At 40.6% G+C, this 21,182-nt stretch carries 21 protein-coding genes; 6 read left to right on the forward strand and 15 right to left on the reverse strand.

What is annotated here, in order from left to right; genetic code table 11:
* Nucleotide 1 precedes the first annotated feature (1 nt).
* Nucleotides 2–1,243: a DUF5723 family protein gene (locus ABDZ97_RS12005; RefSeq protein WP_343787939.1), complete on the forward strand. Its 1,242-nt coding sequence runs from the start codon at nucleotides 2–4 to the stop codon at nucleotides 1,241–1,243.
* Nucleotides 1,228–2,676 (forward strand): T9SS type A sorting domain-containing protein, encoded by a 1,449-nt coding sequence (locus ABDZ97_RS12010; protein WP_343787941.1) that lies wholly within the window; start codon nucleotides 1,228–1,230, stop codon nucleotides 2,674–2,676. Before ABDZ97_RS12005 ends, ABDZ97_RS12010 begins: the two co-directional genes overlap by 16 nt.
* A 106-nt stretch (nucleotides 2,677–2,782) precedes the next feature.
* Here ABDZ97_RS12010 and ABDZ97_RS12015 read toward each other — a convergent pair whose 3' ends face one another.
* The 6 genes from ABDZ97_RS12015 to ABDZ97_RS12040 all read right to left on the reverse strand — a co-directional run bounded on the left by ABDZ97_RS12015 (nucleotide 2,783) and on the right by ABDZ97_RS12040 (nucleotide 8,056).
* Nucleotides 2,783–3,364: a CHAP domain-containing protein gene (locus ABDZ97_RS12015; RefSeq protein ID WP_343787943.1), complete on the reverse strand. Its 582-nt coding sequence runs from the start codon at nucleotides 3,362–3,364 to the stop codon at nucleotides 2,783–2,785.
* Nucleotides 3,365–3,505: 141 nt separating this feature from the next.
* A complete protein-coding gene (locus ABDZ97_RS12020) occupies nucleotides 3,506–4,759 on the reverse strand; it encodes a hypothetical protein (RefSeq protein ID WP_343787945.1) in 1,254 nt (417 codons plus the stop codon).
* Nucleotides 4,760–4,900: 141 nt separating this feature from the next.
* The gene (locus ABDZ97_RS12025) at nucleotides 4,901–5,509 is read right to left on the reverse strand and encodes a type 1 periplasmic-binding domain-containing protein (RefSeq protein WP_343787947.1); all 609 of its coding nucleotides are present in this window, start codon (nucleotides 5,507–5,509) and stop codon (nucleotides 4,901–4,903) included.
* A gap of 2 nt (nucleotides 5,510–5,511) precedes the next feature.
* Nucleotides 5,512–6,789: a hypothetical protein gene (locus ABDZ97_RS12030; protein WP_343787949.1), complete on the reverse strand. Its 1,278-nt coding sequence runs from the start codon at nucleotides 6,787–6,789 to the stop codon at nucleotides 5,512–5,514.
* Complete coding sequence (locus ABDZ97_RS12035; RefSeq protein ID WP_343787951.1) at nucleotides 6,790–7,311, reverse strand: KdsC family phosphatase; 522 nt, start codon at nucleotides 7,309–7,311, stop codon at nucleotides 6,790–6,792.
* Nucleotides 7,295–8,056 carry a Rossmann-like and DUF2520 domain-containing protein gene (locus tag ABDZ97_RS12040; RefSeq protein ID WP_343787953.1) on the reverse strand — a complete coding sequence of 254 codons (762 nt, stop codon included), beginning with the start codon at nucleotides 8,054–8,056 and terminating at the stop codon, nucleotides 7,295–7,297. Before ABDZ97_RS12040 ends, ABDZ97_RS12035 begins: the two co-directional genes overlap by 17 nt.
* Before the next feature lie 122 nt (nucleotides 8,057–8,178).
* On the opposite strand from ABDZ97_RS12040, the gene ribD reads away from it, so the two are divergent.
* Nucleotides 8,179–9,210 (forward strand): bifunctional diaminohydroxyphosphoribosylaminopyrimidine deaminase/5-amino-6-(5-phosphoribosylamino)uracil reductase RibD, encoded by a 1,032-nt coding sequence (gene ribD, locus ABDZ97_RS12045; RefSeq protein WP_343787955.1) that lies wholly within the window; start codon nucleotides 8,179–8,181, stop codon nucleotides 9,208–9,210.
* 7 nt (nucleotides 9,211–9,217) lie between these two features.
* Here ribD and ABDZ97_RS12050 read toward each other — a convergent pair whose 3' ends face one another.
* The 6 genes from ABDZ97_RS12050 to hutI form a co-directional block, all read right to left on the reverse strand.
* On the reverse strand, nucleotides 9,218–10,273 hold the full coding sequence (locus ABDZ97_RS12050; protein ID WP_343787957.1) for a glycoside hydrolase family 113: 1,056 nt from the start codon (nucleotides 10,271–10,273) through the stop codon (nucleotides 9,218–9,220).
* 2 nt (nucleotides 10,274–10,275) lie between these two features.
* On the reverse strand, nucleotides 10,276–10,704 hold the full coding sequence (locus ABDZ97_RS12055) for an NUDIX domain-containing protein (RefSeq protein ID WP_343787959.1): 429 nt from the start codon (nucleotides 10,702–10,704) through the stop codon (nucleotides 10,276–10,278).
* 8 nt (nucleotides 10,705–10,712) lie between these two features.
* On the reverse strand, nucleotides 10,713–11,663 hold the full coding sequence (locus ABDZ97_RS12060; RefSeq protein WP_343787961.1) for a PorP/SprF family type IX secretion system membrane protein: 951 nt from the start codon (nucleotides 11,661–11,663) through the stop codon (nucleotides 10,713–10,715).
* Nucleotides 11,663–12,712 (reverse strand): T9SS type B sorting domain-containing protein, encoded by a 1,050-nt coding sequence (locus ABDZ97_RS12065; RefSeq protein ID WP_343787963.1) that lies wholly within the window; start codon nucleotides 12,710–12,712, stop codon nucleotides 11,663–11,665. Before ABDZ97_RS12065 ends, ABDZ97_RS12060 begins: the two co-directional genes overlap by 1 nt.
* Before the next feature lie 12 nt (nucleotides 12,713–12,724).
* Nucleotides 12,725–13,129 (reverse strand): pyrophosphohydrolase domain-containing protein, encoded by a 405-nt coding sequence (locus ABDZ97_RS12070; RefSeq protein ID WP_343787965.1) that lies wholly within the window; start codon nucleotides 13,127–13,129, stop codon nucleotides 12,725–12,727.
* Between the two features lie 64 nt (nucleotides 13,130–13,193).
* The gene (gene hutI / locus ABDZ97_RS12075) at nucleotides 13,194–14,441 is read right to left on the reverse strand and encodes an imidazolonepropionase (protein WP_343787967.1); all 1,248 of its coding nucleotides are present in this window, start codon (nucleotides 14,439–14,441) and stop codon (nucleotides 13,194–13,196) included.
* 183 nt (nucleotides 14,442–14,624) lie between these two features.
* On the opposite strand from hutI, the gene ABDZ97_RS12080 reads away from it, so the two are divergent.
* Nucleotides 14,625–16,067 (forward strand): aldehyde dehydrogenase, encoded by a 1,443-nt coding sequence (locus ABDZ97_RS12080; RefSeq protein ID WP_343787969.1) that lies wholly within the window; start codon nucleotides 14,625–14,627, stop codon nucleotides 16,065–16,067.
* 44 nt (nucleotides 16,068–16,111) lie between these two features.
* On the opposite strand, the gene ABDZ97_RS12085 is transcribed toward ABDZ97_RS12080, so the two are convergent.
* A complete protein-coding gene (locus ABDZ97_RS12085; RefSeq protein WP_343787971.1) occupies nucleotides 16,112–16,369 on the reverse strand; it encodes a hypothetical protein in 258 nt (85 codons plus the stop codon).
* 134 nt (nucleotides 16,370–16,503) lie between these two features.
* Between ABDZ97_RS12085 and katG the strand changes: the two genes are divergently transcribed.
* A complete protein-coding gene (katG, locus tag ABDZ97_RS12090) occupies nucleotides 16,504–18,702 on the forward strand; it encodes a catalase/peroxidase HPI (protein ID WP_343787973.1) in 2,199 nt (732 codons plus the stop codon).
* 51 nt (nucleotides 18,703–18,753) lie between these two features.
* Here the strand turns inward: katG and ABDZ97_RS12095 are convergent, their stop codons facing one another.
* Nucleotides 18,754–19,572: a hypothetical protein gene (locus tag ABDZ97_RS12095; protein ID WP_343787975.1), complete on the reverse strand. Its 819-nt coding sequence runs from the start codon at nucleotides 19,570–19,572 to the stop codon at nucleotides 18,754–18,756.
* 154 nt (nucleotides 19,573–19,726) lie between these two features.
* Here ABDZ97_RS12095 and ABDZ97_RS12100 point away from each other — a divergent pair, with 154 nt between their 5' ends.
* Complete coding sequence (locus ABDZ97_RS12100; RefSeq protein WP_343787977.1) at nucleotides 19,727–19,975, forward strand: GlsB/YeaQ/YmgE family stress response membrane protein; 249 nt, start codon at nucleotides 19,727–19,729, stop codon at nucleotides 19,973–19,975.
* Between the two features lie 86 nt (nucleotides 19,976–20,061).
* Here the strand turns inward: ABDZ97_RS12100 and ABDZ97_RS12105 are convergent, their stop codons facing one another.
* Nucleotides 20,062–21,138 (reverse strand): outer membrane protein assembly factor BamB family protein, encoded by a 1,077-nt coding sequence (locus ABDZ97_RS12105; protein WP_343787979.1) that lies wholly within the window; start codon nucleotides 21,136–21,138, stop codon nucleotides 20,062–20,064.
* Nucleotides 21,139–21,182 lie beyond the last annotated feature (44 nt).

Here is a 21,182-nt window from a genome sequence, read left to right on the forward strand (position 1 = left end):
CATGAACAACAGATTTATTTCAGGATGCATTACTTTTCTTCTGGGAATTAACTTCACAACCGCTCAGGAGATTCTCCCTCTTCAACACGACACTTCGTACTTTAAAGGTGAGTTTATTCTTCACGGAGATGCTTTCTATCACAGTAATACAATTCGCACTGAATTTGCCAATACATTACTCTGGGGTGGCTACATCACGGACGAGATGAAAGATGCATCTCTGAAAAATGCTGCAGGACGTCCCCGTAACCGATTCGGCGGAACATTTTCATCCGGACTGGAATACCGAAATTACACTGTGAACTTATTCGGTAAAGAAGATTGGGGCTTTTTAGTAAAAGCCGGATATGAAATTTATGCCGGAGCTCAATTTACCCGCGATGCTTTTTCTCTTCTATTCAAAGGCAACGCTCACGTAACGGATAATATGGCTGACCTGACGGATTTGCGTTTCGATCAGATAACTTATCAAAAAATCGGATTCGGAGTCGTTGATAAACGATCAAAAAGTGCTATTTCCCTCAACCTGGTCAATGCACAGAGTTTTACAAAGATGCATTTTGTGAACGGGGAATACAGACAATCTCCTCAAACAGATTCCGTCAGTCTTCTTTTGAAAGGAGATTATTCTTCCGCATCCGGAGGAATGTCAAATGGACTGGGGTTTGCTCTGGATGCTGATTTCCGAATCGAAATCCCCTGGGGAAAAGCAAAAACGGCTTATATCCGTTTAAAAGCAGAGAATATTGGTGTAGCTTTCTTTAACAATCAAACAAAAAACTATTCGCTGGATACCATGTATCGCTATTCCGGTTTTGAGATCAGTGAATTAACGAGTTCTTTCGGGAACGGAAACGAAGAGTTCAGTCTAGCTGATTCTTTAAATATCCGACCTTCAGAAGGTGGAAAAGCTGTTTGGTTACCCGGTTATATTCAGTTAGCAAAAATTGTTGACCGAACCAACCCGGCCAAACTTCAACCTTTCTTCGGGATCAATGTATATACAAATGCTATTTATCTTCCACAGGTATTTGCCGGAATTCACTACCAACCCCATCCGGTCATTGCAATCGGGGCGCAGGCTTCCTACGGAGGTTTCGGTGAATTGCGGGGTGGTTTTTATTTAGACCTGAAACTGGGACAATTTTATCTTGGTCTAGGAACACAAGACGTTTACGGAGCTGTCTCTAAAAACGGATTAGGACAATCATTAACAGGACGCATCACATGGAAAATAGATTAATACTTATTATCACATTATTCTTTTCCGGATTTAGCTTCGGACAGATTTCCTTTTTTAAAACGTATGGAGAGAATGGTTTTGATTACGGTCAGGGACTTGTGCAGTTGGATGATTCCAGCTATGTGATAACCGGGGCTTCCAGTAGTTTTCAGGACGCACCTTCCAGAGCTTTTCTTCTCAAAGTTGACAGTATGGGAACCTATCTCTGGTCCCGTTCTTACGGAGGAGACAAATCGGACTGGGGACGCCGGGTATTTCATAAAGAGAATATAGGCTTCTGGATCGCCGGATATTCCAATAGTTTTAGCAATTATTCTGATTTCGATTTTTACCTGATAAAAACTGATGAATCCGGAGAACCTGAATGGGAACGCACCTATGGATCAGATGATTGGGAACGACTATGGGATGCCGTTCTTCTACAGGATGAAGGTCTATTTATGGTCGGGGAAACCGACGGACTTATGAGTCAGGAAGAGGATTTGTATATGGTTCGTACGCAAGCTAACGGAGACACGCTTTGGACCAAGTATATTCGCACAGCGGGAAGAGACATTGGTTACTCTGCAATCAATTTTTCAGACACAACCGTTCTTATTGGTGGAATTTCTTCCTCTATCGCAGATACAAAAACCGGGTATCTGGCACTTATACATATCAATTCGGGAGAAATTCTCTGGGAAAAATTTCATGGAACCGATGGAACAGCAGCTTTCAGAAGTCTGTACGAATTCAATTCGGACGTATACGGTGTAGGTGAAATGACATTAGATACAGAAAACCAAAGGGATCACTGGATGACTAAACTGGACAGTAACGGCGATATCTTGTACGAAAATATTGACAGCCGTCCGGAAGATGACTTCCTGAGCAATGTTGCTGTGCGTGATATGAACAGTATGTTTATTACTGCCTGGATTGAAGAGGATATTTATCCGAACGGACCGGATCTTTTATTTGCAAAGTACCATACTGATATGTATTGGAACGGTACTTCTGCATTTTTTTCAGGAGAAAACCCGGATGAATGCCATCAAATGATTATTTCAAAAGACGGTGGAGCAGTTTTAGTCGGATTCGGAATGGATCCATCCTGGACCAATGGTGGTTCAGCAGTTACACTAATCAAAGTAGGTCCCAATGAAGAAATTCCCTCCGGGATTACAAGTGATCAAACACTCGTTTATCTATCCGAAAACGAAAATTCGGCAACTATAACGGTTTTCCCTAATCCGGTACGTTCTGTCCTTCAGATTCAGGTACCTGAAAATTGGGAATCGGCAAACTATCAATTGATTGATCCCTCCGGAAGATCTGTCAAATCAGGTACTATCTCTTCCTCATTAGATGTCTCTGATCTGGAAAGTGGAATGTACTTTCTACGGATTATTCAAGAAGACAAATTTGTTGGTGTGCGGATTGTGAAAGAATAAGTATTCTGTCAAACATTTCCGCCTTGAACTTATTCAGATAAAGCTGGAGTATATATTGGTTGGGGGATTCCTTCTTCGGAATTGTTTCCTCTAATACTTTCTATGGCTAACGTTCTTCTTTTCTAAGCCATCCCAACACACGCCTTTCAAGGATTTCCCATTTCTCCTCTTTATCCAAGATCAATTCAAAGTTCTCACGGGATGAGGAAAAGGGTCCCGCATTCTGTTGAATTATTTCTATGCTATTTTCTTGCACCTCACTGATTATAGCCACATGTCCGTAAGGATTGAACCAACTGGCTCCAAACACAAGTAGGTCTCCCTTTTCCGGTCGTTTAGCAGATGGATTAACATACTGAAACAAATCTCTCTGCGCATTATACTTCCCGTCTGCAATCGCTGGATCAAAAAAGGATTTGGCATGCCCGTAAGCATCCGGCATTTTATGGCCATAGTGTTGATAATAGTATCGTTTTACAAACTCAACACACTGGTACTTTAATCCTAAATTATACGTACCTGCCACATTCCGTTCTTCCACATTATTAACTCCCCCATTAAAATAGACAGTAACCCCATCCAGACTGTCTATTTCTTCCCCAACCGTATGAAAGGGATTCAGGTTTACTGTCTGTACTAATTTCCAAACTCCAAGTGAAAAAAGGATTCCCACTGCCAATATTCCCATCAACCTTTTCCGGCTACTCTTCCCCTTCATTCAACTAAAGATAATAAGATTCAACCATCCTGCTTTCAATCAATAAAAAAGAGTGGTTCAAACCAACGTTAAACCACTCTTACCCGGAAAAGAATATACTTTCTCTCCTAGTTATTTATTAACATTATCACAATTCATTTCGGACTGAATTCCCCAATAATTGAAGTATTCACCTCCATAACTTCCTCCTCCTTCATAGTTTCTTCTTATTTGTCCATACGACAAGTAACATTTCCCCTCTTTTTTAACTGCGATATCTACATCCAGATATTTGTATTGGGGATAGCCGAAATCATTCTTTTTTACCTGCCAGACAGCTGAAGTAATAACCGTTCTTACAGGAGTTCCACTTTCCACTCCTTTTGAAGCCATTGCTTCATATTTTGTATTACTCATTGCTTTTCCACCCAATCGTACAGCATCAACCAGCTCTTTTTCGTATTTCGCACGATATGCATCACACTTTCCACTATCTATATACTCCCCTAACGTACTTTTTTCCTTATTCAACTTAGCTTCGATTTCATTTATTTTAGATTTATCTTTTAGCAGATATTCTTTTTTGAATTGAATCGTTTTAGATAACTCTTCCATTTTTTTGAAATGCGACTTTGCATTTAACAAGTAGTCTTCCTCTCCACGAGAGTTAGGTTTGTGAGCATTTTTAATTACTCTATCTACATCTTTCTCCAAATCATCAAGCTGTTGATATACTTCAACTTCAAAGAAATTATCTACCGCAGTGATTCTCTTCTGCACATAATCCCCTTTATACTTTTCCGGTTGTTTTGTTTGAAAATCTTCTTTGAAAGAATAGTATCCTGAATAAGATGGTTCTAATGTCTTATCATTCATTTCATGCCCCATGACAACCCAGCGATAGTAACTTTCCAATTTTTTATCATAACCGGCAACAACTTCGTATTCTTTCATTTCAGCGGTACGCTTCTGCTCCAGATTCGTATAATTCTCTTCAAACTCTTTGTAATAACTCTTTTTATCCTCTCCTAATGATTTTAACTCACTCAGCCCCTCTTCTACCTTCTTTAAATCCTTGATAACCTGCTCGTTTTCCGTTTCTCTATTTAAATCCCATGTCGAACCATCGAGAATCCCCTGAGCAGATTTTAAATTATCACGTGTTCTTGAATACGCTCTATATACGGGATCGTCAGGATTGTATTCCGGCTTTCCATCTAATTTATCTTTTAGATTACCCGAATTTTCACTTTTCCCCTCATTTGAATCCTTTTTAGAGATATTAACTTTCGGTTTTTTAATAGAGATTTGTGCATTTACTGGCTGCGTGTATAGCCCGCCAATAGCAAACACAAATAATGACACGTATAAGTTTACTGTTTTCATAACGACAAGTTTATAGCTCAAATCTATAAATTTATTCCGCTAAATACGAATAAGTTAAGCTTTTTAATGAATAGTTAACCTGTGTTTCAGTCTGTTCTTTTCAGAATACAGCCGGTCAAAATTACTATACACATCCCTTCCTCACCTCGATCTGATCTTTGAAGAAACAAAAGCCTCTCTCATTTGGTTCCCAAAGAGAGTATCCTGATAAAAAATGCCCGTTGTAAGTACACTCTTATCTACTTCTGCTCGTAAAATTTCTGCATACTGGATGAAACCATACCAACTCGCTTTTACCCTGTAACTAAAAAAATCATAACCATTTACATTGATGGTAGCAGAAATTGAATCAAAAACGACATCCGGAAAAATAAAGTTGACCATTGTATAGTTTTCTTCATTAATGAGCCTGTTAGCCTCCTTAAACGTTTTTTCCAGCTTTGAAAATTGTTTTCGACTCTGAGTAGTGATAAAAAAATAATCAAGCTCGGAATGTTGAATAACCAATTGCGTGGTGGCTCTGTAAAACGAACTCAAATCCACATTCCTACCGGTATTTTGAGCCTCTAAATTGATTAAAAGTTCATTCCACTGATGAGCGTCCATCTCCCTAAAAGATTCGGGATATTGAAGGATCAACTCCAGATTCTCAGTATATATACGTCTCTGTTTGTAATTATCAGAACAACTAACTAAAGTCAGTATTGTTACTACAAATAAAACCTTCAGGAAGTTACAGTTCAATCTCATATCTATCCCACCCAATTGCCTTTCAGAAAACTATTGAATAAATACATTTGTAGTAGCACATTCATTAGTAAGACTGTAATCTGTAACCAGATACTAAACTTAAAACGAAAAAAAACAAGGGACTGGACAACTAAAAACAAGGCAATGAACGAATAATAGAAAACCGGTGCGTGATCCCATTCGACAACATTCGAAAAAGGGAATCCAACAACCAGTAATGTTACAACTATGAGTAAAAGGAATAGGGAAATATTTTTGAAAGAAGGTACACTTTTCCTTATTCGCTTCACTAGAAGATAATGAAGAAAAGGACTACAAAATACGTAGCGGTTCATACTGAGTAACGAGGTTCTCCCTTCCTCTTCCGGGTGAAAAAACAGAACATACACCAGTATCATAGAAATATATCCAAGGCTGATCAATTCAATAGCATCTAACTCCGTCTTTTTCTTTTTAACAACAACAGATAGGATCTCTTTCAAAAGAAGGACACCAGAAAGCAAAGTAAAGAATAAAGCAAAAGTATCTAACCAAAGGATTCTGGCACCCCGCCAGGTTGTAAAAGGCAACGAGGGAATTCCGAATCCATGATTCCAATGTTCTACCTGTGACTTACTATAGGCAAAAAAATCTCCCGTCTGCATACCAATCACCCCAAATCCGATACCGGCCCCAACAATAACACATGCCAATAAACTAATGTAGTGCCATCTGGTTTTCTCTTTCCATCCTTCTTTTAGCAAAAAAGCCAGCACGATTGCCGGAATCAGAAAGAAGAACATGGGGCGTACAAATGAGGCTCCTATTCCAAACACCAGAAGCCATACCATTTTTTTAGTATTCCAGGCATAGATAATTCCTACTCCAAAAATGTAGAACAATGCTTCTGAATAAGGTGCGAAGAAGAAAAATACAGAAGGTAATGTTACCAGATATAAAAGTTCAAAAGCAGATGCCCGTACCTGTTTGATCAGAATAAATACTCCAGAGAAGAATAGAAGAGCATTGATCACAGAAATCCCCGAAGCTCCCAAACCGGACATTCTCCAGAGTGTTGGAAATCCGGGAAAAAAACCTGCATTACTCTGTTCTGTTTCCCGATATGCATACCCTCCATCCACAATTGACTGATACCAGGAGGCATCCCATTGAATCAGGTTGAGACTCCCGGGAGCTTCTGTAAGTATTCCGGTTGTATACAAGGCAAAATACAAAGTAATCCAAGCTGCTACGAATAGCAACATCTGAATTACACTATTTGATGCCCCCACTTTTTTCATTTACCAGTGATGCGCTTCTTCATTGAACCATTTACCCTGTACCCGCAAAGTTTGCTCGATTACATCTCTGACGCAATACCTACCTCCATTATAAGGAGATTGATAATCCGATATTGCTTTAATTTCTACGGCTGCATCCTGCGGACAGGCTGCAACTCCAGCTCTTTCCATTACCCGGTAATCCGGAATATCATCTCCCATGTACAATACCTCATCGTCCTGAAAACCATACTTTTCCTGTAAGTCATGATACACTTTCAGTTTATCCGAGGAACTTAAACGTACTTCCGTTGCTCCCAAATTCATCAGGCGTTTTTCAACCTGTACAGAGCTTCCTCCGGTGACAATTAAAATCCGATACCCCATTTTGGCAGCATACTGTACCGCATACCCATCGCGGGAGTTTAAAACACGAACAATATCATGCTCCATTAGGATTACGTCTCCATTAGTAAACACCCCGTCTACATCAAACATAAACGTGGTAATCTTATGCAATAACTGTTTATAACTTTTTTTCATACGTCTTTTTTATCGAAGTACTGAATAATTCGTACAACTCCTTTTGTATTCCCTCCAAGCGGGATATATGTTTTGAAAGTACAATATCATCTCCCCTCCTTGCAGGACCGGTTTGTGCATCATACGGAGATGTATGGTTCAATTTGGCTGCTGTTTCTTTTATGAGAGGTAGTAACAATTGAAAATCTATTCCCTCTTTGCGTGTGTATTCTTCCGCCAGATAGTACAGATGATTCGTGAAATTATTCACAAAAACAGCGGCAATGTGCAATTCCCCCCTGGTATCCGAGTCAGCTGTTTCAACTCGATCAAACAATTTTTCTCCAAACGCTCTCAAACATGAAAGCACCTCATCCGAATTACTTTCCAGCAAAATCGGGACTGTGCGCATATCCTGAACCGGATTGCCTGAGAAAGTCTGTAGTGGATAAAAAACGCCTATATTTTCTTTTCGCTGAAGATCCTTCAACCCTATACTGCCCGAAGTGTATGCGACAGTGATTTCAGAAGGTAATTGCTCTATCACCTCATTGATTTGTCGATCTCCCACACAAACTATGATGAGATCAACATCCGAGTTATCTTTAACTTCAGAAAGATAACGAAAAGAAAAATCAAACCCTTTTGGCACTTCTGCTCCATCCCGTAAAAAAATATGCTGTACCGCGATTCCGGAGTTGTGAAAGTAAGCCGCTAAAGCCCTCCCTACATTCCCAAAACCAACAATACTCACTTTCTTTTGCATAGTTATTTTATCCGTTTGATTTACCTCGTAAAGATATATAAACCTACCCGTTCCTCACAGCTATGAATGATAAACAAGCCCTTTCCTTTATTTTTTACTGCAACTTTGTACATTTGTACGGTATGTCAACAGATCAAAAATACATGCAACGTGCCTTGGGATTGGCTAAACTCGGAGGTGCTTACACCTACCCTAATCCACTTGTCGGTGCTGTAATCGTTCATAATGATACTATTATAGGTGAGGGATATCATCAAGTGTGTGGAGAAGCCCACGCTGAAGTAAATGCCGTAAACTCAGTACAGGACAAATCGTTACTTGCCGAAAGTACCATTTATGTAACACTGGAACCCTGTTCCCACTATGGAAAAACACCTCCCTGTGCGGACTTATTGGTTCATCATAACTTCAAACGAGTTGTTATTGCTACTGTTGATCCTTTTGCGCAAGTGAACGGAGCAGGTATTTCAAGATTGAAAAATGCAGGCATTGAAGTAGAAACAGGAATACTGGAAGAAGAAGCCCGGTTACAAAATCGGCGCTTTTTTACTTTTCATCAGAAAAAACGCCCGTATATCGTTCTGAAATGGGCTGAGTCACAAGATGGTTTTATGGACAATGCTGATCCTTCAAGAACCGTCAGTTGGATAACCGGACCTGAATCGAAAGTTCTTGTTCACCAACAACGATCAGAAGAAGCTTCTATACTGGTAGGCTGGAAAACGATTCAGAACGACAACCCTTCGCTTACTGTGCGTGAAATTTCTGGTAAAGATCCGTTACGGATCATTATTGATCCACATTTGAAAGCAGCTCCGGATTCTCTAATCTATACCGATGGAAAGCCCGGAGTTATTCTAAATGAAGTCAAAGAAGAAAAAGCAGGAGCGATCCACTACTATAAAGTAGATTCTTTATCGCCTACATCCGTTTGTGAAGCGTTATATCAACTCGGTCAGCTATCTGTTTATATTGAAGGGGGAGCCTATACTTTGCAATCTTTTATCGATTCCGGACTGTGGGATGAAGCCTATCAGTTTATCGGTCCCGTCAGATTTGGAAAAGGAACGATAGCTCCTATCATAAAAAAGGCTCCTGACACTTCACAAATGATCAATCAGGATCAGTTATTTTTCTATAAGCATCAGAAGTAATCGTAATTTATTTTCCGGACTGTTTGTTCGAACCCGTAGAAGTCTGATTATAAATTTTTCCGTACCATTTTGCGATCGTCTTTTCAGCAGGTTTATCCTGTGGGGTATAGTCTGAATTCGCTTTTAACCCGGTGTAATGTACTTTCTCCGGATACCATTTCCATAAAAAACCACCGGCAAACCATAATTCATCCCAAACTGCCTGAAACAAACCTTCATATCCATTTACCTGAGCCTGTAAATTAACATTTAAGGAATCCGACACCCACTCAATCTCCCATTGTTTCCAAACCGGTTTATCAATACTCCGGTATCCGTATTCAGTGAAAATAATTTGCTTTCGCTTCCGGTAGCTAAAGTCCCTGAGTTGATTTGCAAAATCGATCCAGATTGTTTTTACTTCGTCAACAGATGGTGTGACTGTCTCTGTCACAGGAAAATAAGCATCGACCCCAATGTAATCCAACTGATCCCAAAATGGAATACGCATGTAATCATCCCAATTAGCTGCATACAGCAACTTTCCTGAATACACCGAACGAATTTTTCGAATGATGCGGGTAAAAAACTCCGGACGATTCTTAACTGCTGATTTCAGTTCGGTAGCAAAGCAAAACATCTCAATTTTATGATCTTCTGCAAACTGTGCTTGTTCCATGATAAACTGTTCGTAGTTCTTCTCCCATGTTCTCCAGCCTTCTTCTTCAAAAGTAAGTGTCCCTGCCCAACCAGAGCCTTCAACCCAAAAGTGTGGTTTCAGCATCAGTTTAAAACCATATTTTCTTGCATCCTGAACAACGGATACCATATTTTCAGGAATATCTGCCCACCAATTACGCTCGGTACGATAATGAATAACCGGATCGGTCTTACTATCCATATAAGCAAAAGGAGTCAAAGCGATCCAATTTGCTTGAATTCGTTTCAAAGCAGGAATACCGCTTTCCGGTTGTGGTCCGAACTCAGCCGAGGCCAAATTAACGCCTCCTATTTTCTTGTACTGTGCAGATAACGGGAATGAAGTAGTAATCAGTAAAAACAGTACGATAATCCAATTTTTCATTATCAGTAGTAGTGTTTATCAATCAATCTGCGGATCACAAGCCTATCAATCGGGAAGGTAAATTCCATACCTCCCAAACGATCTCCGGAAACCCATTCAAAATCAATTATCTCTCCCTCATTCGCGACATGAGGTTCCGATCTTTCCGCTACTTTCTTTACGTAGTAATAAACAGACAGTACCTGATCGTCCGAATTAAGAGAAGAAACCTGAAAATAATCGGTCAGGTAAAACAGTTCGTTTACTTCAACAACCCAGTTCAGTTCTTCAACAAACTCCCTTTCGAGTCCTTCTTTCAGACCTTCACCCCATTCCAGTCCTCCGCCGGGTAATTTTGTCATATTCATGTCCCCCCGGGTTTCATGAGCAACAAGCAATTCTTTTTTGTCGTTAAACACAATTCCGTAAACCCGAACGTTGAACTTCTTCATTCCTGCTATTATTTATAGCGTCGTTTTTGTTTTCGGTAGGACTTAAGTTCCCCTTTTCCGTTGGTATACCGACGCTTGGAAAATTCAGGTCTAAATAAGTCTTTGGAGTACCCGATTGTAATTTCATGCGTTCCCCCACCAAATTTGTTATAGGCACCGAAAGAAAATCCATAGTTGTATAAAAAGCGTAGCCCATTGTCAAACAGATAACCAATTCCTGCCATTACTCCGATATTAGAATTAACACCGGTTGTCAACCACAGCCCGTTATTAACCATGAAATTCAAATCCATAGAGGCATACAACGGTGTATTTGGTGTGAGACTGAAAGCCATCGTCGGATAGAACATAAACTTTTTGGTTTGCGCTACTTTAACTCCACCAATCAGGTGATAAGTTCCTCTGTCAAGGTCAGTAACAATTCCTTTCTCTGCCAATCCGTTATTAAAAAGATTGGGAGCAGAAACTCCGACAAAAAAACGGTCTCCGGCAGCGTATATCCCCGCTCCGATTGAGAAGTGATGTACCGATCTGCGTGAGTATAAAACCGGATCATAGGTATCGTTCAGATATCCTTTGACATTCATTGTCTGATTTCCGTAACCTACTCTGGCTCCGAACGCTAATTGTGCTCTCTTTCCTAAATTCAGTCTATATCCGTAGGATCCACTGATCTGGAAAGTATTGTTATTGGCAATATTGTCATTAACAGCCACCAATCCTACCGTGTGGTGATCTCCGATATTGTATTGTCCCATAGCTGCATGGGTATTCGGAACACCTTTGTAATTCATCCACTGAACACGGGAAGTTACCTGTGCTGAAATCGGAGAACGGTGATTAAAGTAAGCCGGGTTAATGGTTTGTGAATTAAAAATATACTGGGAAAAATGCATACCGGTCTGTGCTACCGCACTCCCTCCCAAACATATCATCAGGTATAGTAGACCTCTCTTCATCACTTTCTCTTTATTAGTACACTCCCTCGAATAACTTCGGGATGGTCTTTAATTTGTAAATGGTAAAAATAACTTCCGTCCGGAAGCTCAGAACTCCCGATTTGCATATCTGCATTAGCAGTTCCGTCCCAATCATTGGCATAATTCTCCGCCTGGTAAACAATATCCCCTCTTCGGTTAAAAATAAGCAGACTGTTTTCCGGATGGTCTTCAATTCCTGCAATTACAAACGTATCATTCAATCCATCTCCATTCGGAGAGATAGCTACCGGTACATTAATAATAAACGGAGCCACTAACTGAAAAGAGGCGGTATCCACGCAACCGTTAAAATCAGTTACCATTACCCAATACTCACCAACTCCTAATCCTGAAACAGAAGATGTTGTTTCTCCGGTAGACCAAAGCCATACATAAGGAGGTGTTCCTCCTGTTGCTGTCACTGATGCTTCTCCATCTTCGGCATCCTTTGAAGACACATTATGTCCTCCGGATAAAACAAGAACATTAAGATCCAAAACAACTCTCGGGGGCTCAGTTACGGTTGTCTCTCTTGAAACCGGACAGTCATTTGCATCTGTTACAATAACACCGTATGAGCCAGCCGTAAGACCGGATATAGAAGCTCCTGTCTCACCTGTCGTCCAAAGGTATGTGTAAGGAGCTTGTCCACCGGTAACATTAGCTGTTACGCTTCCTCCCGCATCTCCGTAACAAAAAGGCTCGGTACTGGAAAGTGTTACCTCGGGAAGCGGAGGCAGAATAATGTCAAAGTAACAGGATTCTACATTTCCTCCTTCATCAGTAACAATAATCTGGATTGTTGTCGTTTGATTAATAACCGTTCCGGGAACCTGTACCTGATTAATAAATGTCATTCCATCACTTTCCAGGATCACAACTTCTCCTGTGTAATCGCCGATAGCAAAACCACAACCGGGTTCAAAATTTTCATTTTTATCTGTCGGACATGTAACGACCAATGCAGATAATGCCTGATGTGCAAACAATAAGGTCATCAGGGTTAGTATCGTAATTCGCAAATGCATAAACGTCTGGTATTAGGGGTTTAAAATACGCTGGATATCCGGTCGGAAATAGTTTTCTCCTTTCAGCACCTTTCCGTCTTCTCTGTATATCGGTTTTCCGTCAGCTCCCAGCTTACTCATATTCGAACGCTGAATTTCTTCAAACACTTCAACGATTTTATGTTGTAATCCATGCTTAAGTATCGTTCCACACAAAATATATAACTGATCTCCAAGCGCGTCCGCTATCTCAACAAGATCTCCTGCTTTTGCTGCTTCCAGATACTCTTCATTTTCTTCCCGCATCAGGTTATAACGCAGTTCTACCTCTTCCGGATTCAGACCTGTCGTTGGTTCGTAATTATTTGCAATGCCAAATGCGTCGTGGAATGTTTCAACCGCCTGTAGTGCCTTTGCTAATGTATATGTATCACTCATATCCGAAAATTTTGTTCAAAATTAGTCAATTTATCAGGGTTACTGTAAAATAACGTGAAGAGGATTACATTATTTTACCATTTATCAGTACGGTATCAATTGTATTCTCTCCAAAAGAATATGGAATATATGCCAGCGAAGGAATCTCTTTTGTCATGATCAGATTCGCAACTTTACCTTCTGAAATTGTTCCGTGTGTTTCTGATAATCCCATGGCGTATGCCGTATTAATTGTCATTGCGTTCAACGCTTCTTCCGGAGTAAGACGCAACTTTATACAAGCCAACGACCATAAAAACAACATATTTCCGCTCGGTGTAGTTCCCGGATTAAAGTCTGTAGCCAACGCCAATGGCAAACCGTTATCCAACATCATTCTCGCCTTTCCAAAAGGAATGTTCAAGAAGAAAGAACAACTGGGCAATACGGTCGGCATACAAGTACTTCCTTTCAGTACTGCAATATCTTCTTCACTGATTTCTTCCAGGTGATCCACAGATAAAGCACCGTGCTCTACAGCCGCCTTTACTCCTCCTAAAATAGAAAATTGATTGACGTGAATTTTAGGAATTAATCCGTATGCTTTCCCTGCATTCATCACTTCTACCAACTCTTCTACCGAAAAATAGCCTCTTTCGCAAAAAGCGTCGATATAATCTGCCAATCCTTCTTCGTGGATCACGGGTAACATTTCCTCTTTGATTTGTCGCAGATACTCCGGATGATTTTCTTTTAATTCTTTCGGATAAGCATGTGCTCCCAAAAATGTTGATTTAATCGTCAACGGGTGATTTTCACGTAACCGTTTAATAACACGCAACATTTTCAATTCAGCTTCAGGAGTTAATCCATATCCTGATTTAATTTCGATTGCTCCCGTTCCTGAGTACATTACCTGATCCAACCGATTCCATGCTGATCTGTACAGTTCTTCTTCATCTGTTTCTCCCAATACACGTGCAGAATTGAGTATTCCTCCTCCTTTGGCAGCAATTTCTTCGTAACTCAACCCATTGATTTTATCCACAAACTCTTCTTCTCTGCTTTTTGCAAACACAACATGTGTATGACTATCACAAAACGCAGGTAGAATATATTTACCGCTGGCATCAATTATCTCCAGGTTACGCCAGTCATCAATCCCAAGCATATCCTCCATAGGTCCGTACGAAAGTATTTTCCCGTTTTCTACTGCCAAAAAGGCATTTTCGATTACGGGTAGTTTTTTCATCTCCTCTCCTTTCACTGTCCGGGGTAAATTTTCCCCCGCCTGTACCAAACCTTTTATATTCTTGATCAATAACCTGGACATTCTTTCGCTTTTTACTGCAAAAATAGGAAATAAAAGAGGTTCTAAGAAAGGGTTCTGCGCTTAAATCCTTTGATATTATTCGAGTCTATACTTCCCCCTTGTTTTTGAAAAGTATAAACCATACCTACAACCCTTCCTTTGATTTATAGATTAATGACTATTTTTGAACAAATAATCCGATGTATGAAAATTATTAAGAACTATATAAACGGAACTTTTATTGATGCTGAGAATGGTGGTTTTATTGACAATGTAGAACCGGCAACCGGTCAGGTTTACGCCAAAATTCCTCAATCCGGTTCAGCTGACGTTGAAAAGGCAGTAATTGCGGCAAAAGAAGCGTACACAATTTGGTCCAATATGCCGAAAGAAGATCGTTCATCCATCATGATGAAGGTTGCCCGGGGCATAGAAAACCGAATGGAGGAATTTGTTCATGCAGAATCCAGAGACAATGGAAAACCGCTAAAACTTGCTGCTCATGTAGATATTCCCAGAGCTGTTTCCAATTTTGAGTTTTTTGCAACAGGAATTCTTCACTTTTCATCGGAGTCTCACTATATGGAAGGTGTCGGGGTTAATTATACACTCCGCAAGCCTATCGGAATTGTGGGATGTATTTCTCCGTGGAATCTTCCCCTCTATTTGTTTACCTGGAAAATTGCGCCGGCATTGGCAGCCGGAAACTGTGTCATTGCCAAACCATCAGAAATAACCCCAATGACAGCGTATCTCTTATCAGAGGTTTGTAAGGAAGCCGGAATGCCGGATGGTGTATTGAATATTGTACACGGATACGGACATGAAGTCGGAGATGCCATGGTTCGACACAAAGACATTAAAGCCATTTCTTTTACAGGCGGAACACAAACTGGAAAAACGATTGCTAGTATCGCAGCTCCCATGTTTAAGAAACTTTCTCTTGAATTAGGTGGGAAAAATCCGAATATCATTTTTGCAGATTGTGATTTTGATGATATGCTTTCAACAACGATGCGTTCTTCATTTGCGAATCAGGGACAGATTTGTCTGTGTGGTTCCCGAATTTTCATTGAACGTCCGATTTATGAAAAGTTCAGAAACGCATTTGTTGAGAAAGTGAAAAATGCAAAAGTTTCTTACCCGGAAGACCCGCAAGCTCATTTGGGAGCGGTTGTGTCCGAAGCACATATGAACAAAGTATTGTCCTATGTTGAATTAGCAAAAGAAGAAGGTGGTACTGTACTTACGGGAGGTGAGCGGGTTATTCTTCCTGCCCCCTACCAGAATGGGTTCTATCTTGCTCCAACGGTTATTGAAGGCCTTTCTTTCGACTGTCGTGTAAATCAGGAAGAAATTTTTGGTCCGGTAGTTACGATCATGCCTTTCGACACAGAAGAAGAAGTTATTGCCATGGCCAACTCTACCGAATATGGACTAAGTGCAACTGTATGGACTTCCAATCTCAAAAGAGCACACCGGATGGCCGATCAGTTACAAAGTGGTATCGTTTGGCTTAATTCATGGCTAGTTCGTGATCTCCGGACACCTTTTGGAGGAATGAAAGCTTCCGGAGTTGGTCGCGAAGGAGGATGGGAAGCTCTTCGCTTTTTCACAGAAGCAAAAAATGTCTTTATCAAACAATAAAAATAGGCATAAGCGCCGGGATATTTCTCCCGGCTTTTTTTATTCTATTTGTCTGCACCCTGATTCTTTTTTACTTTTAGTAACCGAAACCACCTGTACAGAAGAAATACCGAAAAGAAGAACAATCCGACACGTAAAAGAGGGTGCTGACAGACAGTTGTCTGGATAAGTGCTTCAAAAGCATCTCCAAAAGAGCCGGTGGCGCTGCTTACCGATGTGCACTTAGCAAACAAACTGAAGCAACCTATAAAAACTGCCAGCAAGAGTAAGTTAATCTCGTATCTATAAAACTTTCTAAACATGATCAATCGTCTGTATAATCAGTAAAAATACTATCCTGTGACCTTTTACCCCTGATTTATCAAAGAAAATGTAACAAAAGATTCACTTGCTTTTTGTATATTTAGAAACAGCACAAAACCAAAATTTCTTAACTATGGATGCAAATAGTAAATGTCCTTTTTCCGGAGCCGCTCATCAACATAACACAGGAAGTCATGGCACACAGAATACTGATTGGTGGCCCCGCCGTTTAAAATTGAATATTCTGCGACAGAATTCTTCCCTGTCTGATCCTATGGATTCAGAATTTGATTATCGAGAAGCATTTAACAGTCTTGATCTGAACGCCGTAAAAAAAGATCTTGAAACCCTGATGACGGATTCTCAGGACTGGTGGCCGGCTGATTTTGGTCATTATGGTCCTTTGTTTATCCGGATGGCCTGGCATAGCGCAGGAACGTATCGAATCCATGACGGACGTGGAGGTGCGGGGTCCGGACAACAGCGCTTTGCGCCTTTGAACAGTTGGCCGGACAATGCGAATCTGGATAAGGCAAGAAGGTTACTTTGGCCTATTAAGCAAAAATATGGAAACAAAATATCCTGGGCAGATTTGCTCATCCTTACTGGAAATGTAGCTCTGGAGTCTATGGGCTTCAAAACATTTGGTTTTGCCGGTGGACGTGAAGATGTGTGGGAACCGGAAGAAGATGTATATTGGGGTTCAGAACAAACCTGGCTCGGAGACGAAAATCGCTATTCGGGAGAACGTGATCTTGAAAATCCGTTAGCCGCTGTGCAAATGGGACTTATTTATGTCAATCCCGAGGGACCGGGAGGAAATCCTGATCCGATTGCGGCCGCAAAAGATATCCGGGAAACATTTGCCCGAATGGCTATGAATGATGAAGAAACGGTTGCTCTTATTGCCGGAGGACATACTTTTGGTAAAACTCACGGAGCAGGAGATCCGGAGTTGGTGGGACCGGAACCGGAGGCAGCCGGTCTCGAAGAACAGGGACTGGGCTGGATCAGTTCTTACGGTTCCGGAAAAGGAGGCCATACGATTACAGGTGGTCCCGAAGTTACCTGGACGCAGCAACCAACACAATGGAGTAATTTGTTTTTTAAGAACTTATTTGAATTTGAGTGGGAATTAAACAAAAGTCCTGCCGGAGCTCATCAATGGGTAGCGAAGAATGCAGAAAAAACGATTCCGGATGCTCATGATTCTACCCGAAAGCATCTTCCAACCATGTTGACAACCGATCTTTCCCTTCGTTTTGATCCTGTTTACGAGAAAATATCGCGGCGTTTTTATGAGAACCCGGACGAATTTGCGGATGTCTTTGCCCGTGCCTGGTTCAAACTTACACATCGCGATATGGGCCCCAAATCCCGGTATCTCGGACCAGAAGTTCCTTCGGAGGATTTACTCTGGCAGGATCCTGTTCCGGCTCCGCATTCCCCATCAATTGATGAAGCGGATATCCGGCAGTTAAAAACCCGGATTACAGATTCCGGTCTTTCTATATCTGAACTGGTAACCACAGCGTGGGCTTCAGCTTCCACCTTCAGAGGTTCAGATAAACGTGGTGGAGCAAACGGAGCACGTATTCGGTTAGCTCCTCAGAAATACTGGCAGGTAAATCAGCCAACACAATTAGGAAAAGTGTTGGATACGTTAGAAATAATCCAACAGGAGTTTAACGAGAATCAAACAGATGGAAAACAACTCTCACTAGCGGATCTGATCGTACTCGGTGGGTGTACAGCCATTGAACAAGCGGCTAAGAAGGCAGGTTATGAAAAGGAAGTGCCTTTTATTCCCGGACGCATGGATGCTACAGCAGAACAAACAGATATTGAATCCTTTGCAGTTCTGGAACCAGTAGCAGACGGTTTCCGCAATTACGCAAAAAAGCAAACCGCTTCCTGTGCTGAAAATTATCTCGTTGACAAAGCGCAGCTACTGACCTTAACTGCACCCGAAATGACGGTACTTATTGGAGGTATGCGTGTTCTCAACACCAATTTTGATCATTCACACCATGGTGTATTCACCCATCATCAGGAGACATTATCCAATGACTTTTTCATCCACCTGTTGGACATGCAAACCGTCTGGAAATCGGTTTCAGAGACCAACGATCTTTTTGAGGGGCGCGATCGGAAAACCGGGGAACTCAGATGGACCGGAACCCGGGTGGACTTACTGTTTGGTTCGCATTCGGAATTACGTGCCCTTGCAGAAGTATACGCCAGTTCAGATGCTCAGGAGAAATTTATAACCGATTTCATTTCTGCCTGGAATAAGGTTATGAATCTGGATCGTTTTGACCAAAACAAATAAAACAAATCAGGGAAGTCGGTAGTGGATTTACTACCGGCTTTTTTTTATAGATCAGGCCGTTTTCTTTCGCTTTTTATACAACCAGATAAATAAGGGGATGAAAAGCGTTCCGAACAACCATTGCCAATGTTTTGAGAAGAAAGTAGAAAAAGTATATCCCGGAGAACCGGTCACTGTAATTTCCCCTTCATAAACAGGAATATCCCTGTAAGCTTCTCCTACCTCATCAAACACTTTTACAGAAACCTTGGCTATTAATGTATGCGTTCCCTTACGCAAAGGTTGTATATGCCACCTCCATACAGTAACCGATGCCGCACTAACTTTTTGTTCTTCACTTGACCGGGTAGTTATTTCAAAATTTCTCCCATTTGACGGATCATACAATGTGGCTTTCATACGCGAACCAACTTTAATCACTTTTATTGTATAACCTGCTGAATCAATATCTTCAAACAATACTGCTTCTCCTTCTTGTTGTATGATTCGGAAAAAAGCATCATACCGTTGTCCTACGCGCATTTCCTCGGGAACTTTAAATGCAAGTGTACCGGGAACCAAGTCACGAGCAGACAGACTACTCAATCCTTCATCCACCTGTTTAGTAACGATTGTATCTCCCATAAACTCAATACGCGTATTCGATGTATCTGTTGAGGAGACGAGTATATCCTCTCCTGTTTGTTCGCTATCATTTTCCCCCGAACCGCTATCTCCCGAACAGGAAAAGATGGTTGACATGATCAACAGGAGAAGTACTGTTGGGAAAAGGGATCTTTTGTGCATACCAATTTTTGTTTTCATTGTAATAAAGTAGTACCAATCGTCATGCCAGAAAGCCTTTTCAGGAGCCTTTTCGACAGGTCTCATTTACAGTTAGTTCACCAAACTTACTAAAAAATCGCATTCAAAATAAAACTCTCTTTCAAAAGCATTTAGTCTTTTTTAACACCTCATCCGTATTTCCCCCTTTTATTCTCCAAAAAGAATCGTAACTTTTAAAGGAACACAAAATTTCAATCGTATGGGAATTATAGCAACATTATTAGTGGGAGCAATTGCAGGGTGGTTAGGAAGTGTACTTTACAAAGGAAGTGGTCTCGGACTTCTTGGAAATATTATTGTAGGGATTATCGGAAGTGCATTAGGATACTGGTTGCTGGGTCAGTTTGGTGTCAACCTCGGAGAAGGTATCGTCGGGTTTATACTTACCGGAGCAATCGGAGCTATTGTAATCCTCTTTGTATTAAATCTGATTTTTAAAAAAAGATAATGGAAACTTGTTTAAGCAGTGAGACTCGTGTATTTCTCATGAGTACTCCTGCTAACCCTTACTCTGCTGAGAATAAACTCCTCTGCTTAATAGTATAGGTTTCCGTCTTTATCTACTACAAATAATTTATTGTTCGCAATAAAGGGAGGATATTTAACGCCCGCTTTCAGTTTAAAAAAGGTTATCTCTTTAGCTGTATTCAAATCAATAACACTAATCTTCTTCAACGTGTATGAGTAAAAAACTGCTTTTTCTTTATCTGAAAAACTCAACTGATAGGTTCCCGAACTAACAACGGAATTCATATCGAGGTCTATTTTTTTGAGCAACTCTCCGTTTTGGCTATCCAGATAAAAAATCGTTCTACCGGAAAAAAAAGCTATTTCATTTTCGTTCGAAAACCGTGCCGCAAAAGAATTAATACCCGTTCCGGATTTGAACTCCCACTTTACTTCTCCGGTTAATAAATCATAACTTTTCATTGTATCAGGAAATAAAGTAAGACAGACCGTATTATTCATTATAAACGGATAGTCATTGACAAACTCTTCGGCAGGATTTTTCTGTGTTATGATCTGCTCCCAGTTAAGCTCTCCGGTTATTGCCCTCATACTATAGAGTTTATCGGGATAGCTATTAAGGATAACAGCATCTTTGTATAACAACATAAATGACGCTATTCCGGGTAATTTTTTCTTCCCTGTCACCTTCATTTCTTCCGTATCAAAGGTTATCATTTGATTTTCATTATCAATAAATGTTGGCCATATAATGTACCTGTCATACACAACGGCATTGACAAGATTCGGACTGCAATGATCTATCTTCGCAATCAGGGAACCGTCGTTACAATCAAGTACAAATAAGGAAGAGTGATTTGAAAGAAAGATTTTTTGCTTGTACAGAAGAGCATCCCCCATACTATCCGGCAGTTTGCGACTCCAGAGAATAGTATCGGTAGTAATCTCTTTTAGTACTACCATTTTATTCGCGTAAGCCAACACCATTTTATCTTCCAGAACCATCGGGAGGGCACTCAGCCCCTTTTCCATTTGTTTTACAACAAGTTCAGGCTCCACTCCGGGAACAGTTACAATTCGTTCGTTGTTATAGTTAAACAAGTTATAGTTCATATCAATAATAAAGTCTCTGAATGTAAACAAATTATATATATCCTACAAAAGGAATAAAAAAAGGGCCACCTTAA

Origin of the sequence: Wandonia haliotis, assembly GCF_039523435.1 — a bacterium.
Taxonomy (GTDB): Bacteria; Bacteroidota; Bacteroidia; order Flavobacteriales_D; family Crocinitomicaceae; genus Wandonia; species Wandonia haliotis.

What these genes read in the sequence shown, in the direction of transcription:
- ABDZ97_RS12005 (WP_343787939.1), top strand. Translation starts at nt 2, where the DNA reads ATGAACAACAGATTTATTTCAGGATGCATTACTTTTCTTCTGGGAATT.
- ABDZ97_RS12010 (WP_343787941.1), top strand. Translation starts at nt 1,228, where the DNA reads ATGGAAAATAGATTAATACTTATTATCACATTATTCTTTTCCGGATTT.
- ABDZ97_RS12015 (WP_343787943.1), bottom strand. Translation starts at nt 3,364, where the DNA reads ATGGGAATATTGGCAGTGGGAATCCTTTTTTCACTTGGAGTTTGGAAA.
- ABDZ97_RS12020 (WP_343787945.1), bottom strand. Translation starts at nt 4,759, where the DNA reads ATGAAAACAGTAAACTTATACGTGTCATTATTTGTGTTTGCTATTGGC.
- ABDZ97_RS12025 (WP_343787947.1), bottom strand. Translation starts at nt 5,509, where the DNA reads ATGAGATTGAACTGTAACTTCCTGAAGGTTTTATTTGTAGTAACAATA.
- ABDZ97_RS12030 (WP_343787949.1), bottom strand. Translation starts at nt 6,789, where the DNA reads ATGAAAAAAGTGGGGGCATCAAATAGTGTAATTCAGATGTTGCTATTC.
- ABDZ97_RS12035 (WP_343787951.1), bottom strand. Translation starts at nt 7,311, where the DNA reads ATGAAAAAAAGTTATAAACAGTTATTGCATAAGATTACCACGTTTATG.
- ABDZ97_RS12040 (WP_343787953.1), bottom strand. Translation starts at nt 8,056, where the DNA reads ATGCAAAAGAAAGTGAGTATTGTTGGTTTTGGGAATGTAGGGAGGGCT.
- ribD (WP_343787955.1), top strand. Translation starts at nt 8,179, where the DNA reads ATGTCAACAGATCAAAAATACATGCAACGTGCCTTGGGATTGGCTAAA.
- ABDZ97_RS12050 (WP_343787957.1), bottom strand. Translation starts at nt 10,273, where the DNA reads ATGAAAAATTGGATTATCGTACTGTTTTTACTGATTACTACTTCATTC.
- ABDZ97_RS12055 (WP_343787959.1), bottom strand. Translation starts at nt 10,704, where the DNA reads ATGAAGAAGTTCAACGTTCGGGTTTACGGAATTGTGTTTAACGACAAA.
- ABDZ97_RS12060 (WP_343787961.1), bottom strand. Translation starts at nt 11,663, where the DNA reads ATGAAGAGAGGTCTACTATACCTGATGATATGTTTGGGAGGGAGTGCG.
- ABDZ97_RS12065 (WP_343787963.1), bottom strand. Translation starts at nt 12,712, where the DNA reads ATGCATTTGCGAATTACGATACTAACCCTGATGACCTTATTGTTTGCA.
- ABDZ97_RS12070 (WP_343787965.1), bottom strand. Translation starts at nt 13,129, where the DNA reads ATGAGTGATACATATACATTAGCAAAGGCACTACAGGCGGTTGAAACA.
- hutI (WP_343787967.1), bottom strand. Translation starts at nt 14,441, where the DNA reads ATGTCCAGGTTATTGATCAAGAATATAAAAGGTTTGGTACAGGCGGGG.
- ABDZ97_RS12080 (WP_343787969.1), top strand. Translation starts at nt 14,625, where the DNA reads ATGAAAATTATTAAGAACTATATAAACGGAACTTTTATTGATGCTGAG.
- ABDZ97_RS12085 (WP_343787971.1), bottom strand. Translation starts at nt 16,369, where the DNA reads ATGTTTAGAAAGTTTTATAGATACGAGATTAACTTACTCTTGCTGGCA.
- katG (WP_343787973.1), top strand. Translation starts at nt 16,504, where the DNA reads ATGGATGCAAATAGTAAATGTCCTTTTTCCGGAGCCGCTCATCAACAT.
- ABDZ97_RS12095 (WP_343787975.1), bottom strand. Translation starts at nt 19,572, where the DNA reads ATGAGACCTGTCGAAAAGGCTCCTGAAAAGGCTTTCTGGCATGACGAT.
- ABDZ97_RS12100 (WP_343787977.1), top strand. Translation starts at nt 19,727, where the DNA reads ATGGGAATTATAGCAACATTATTAGTGGGAGCAATTGCAGGGTGGTTA.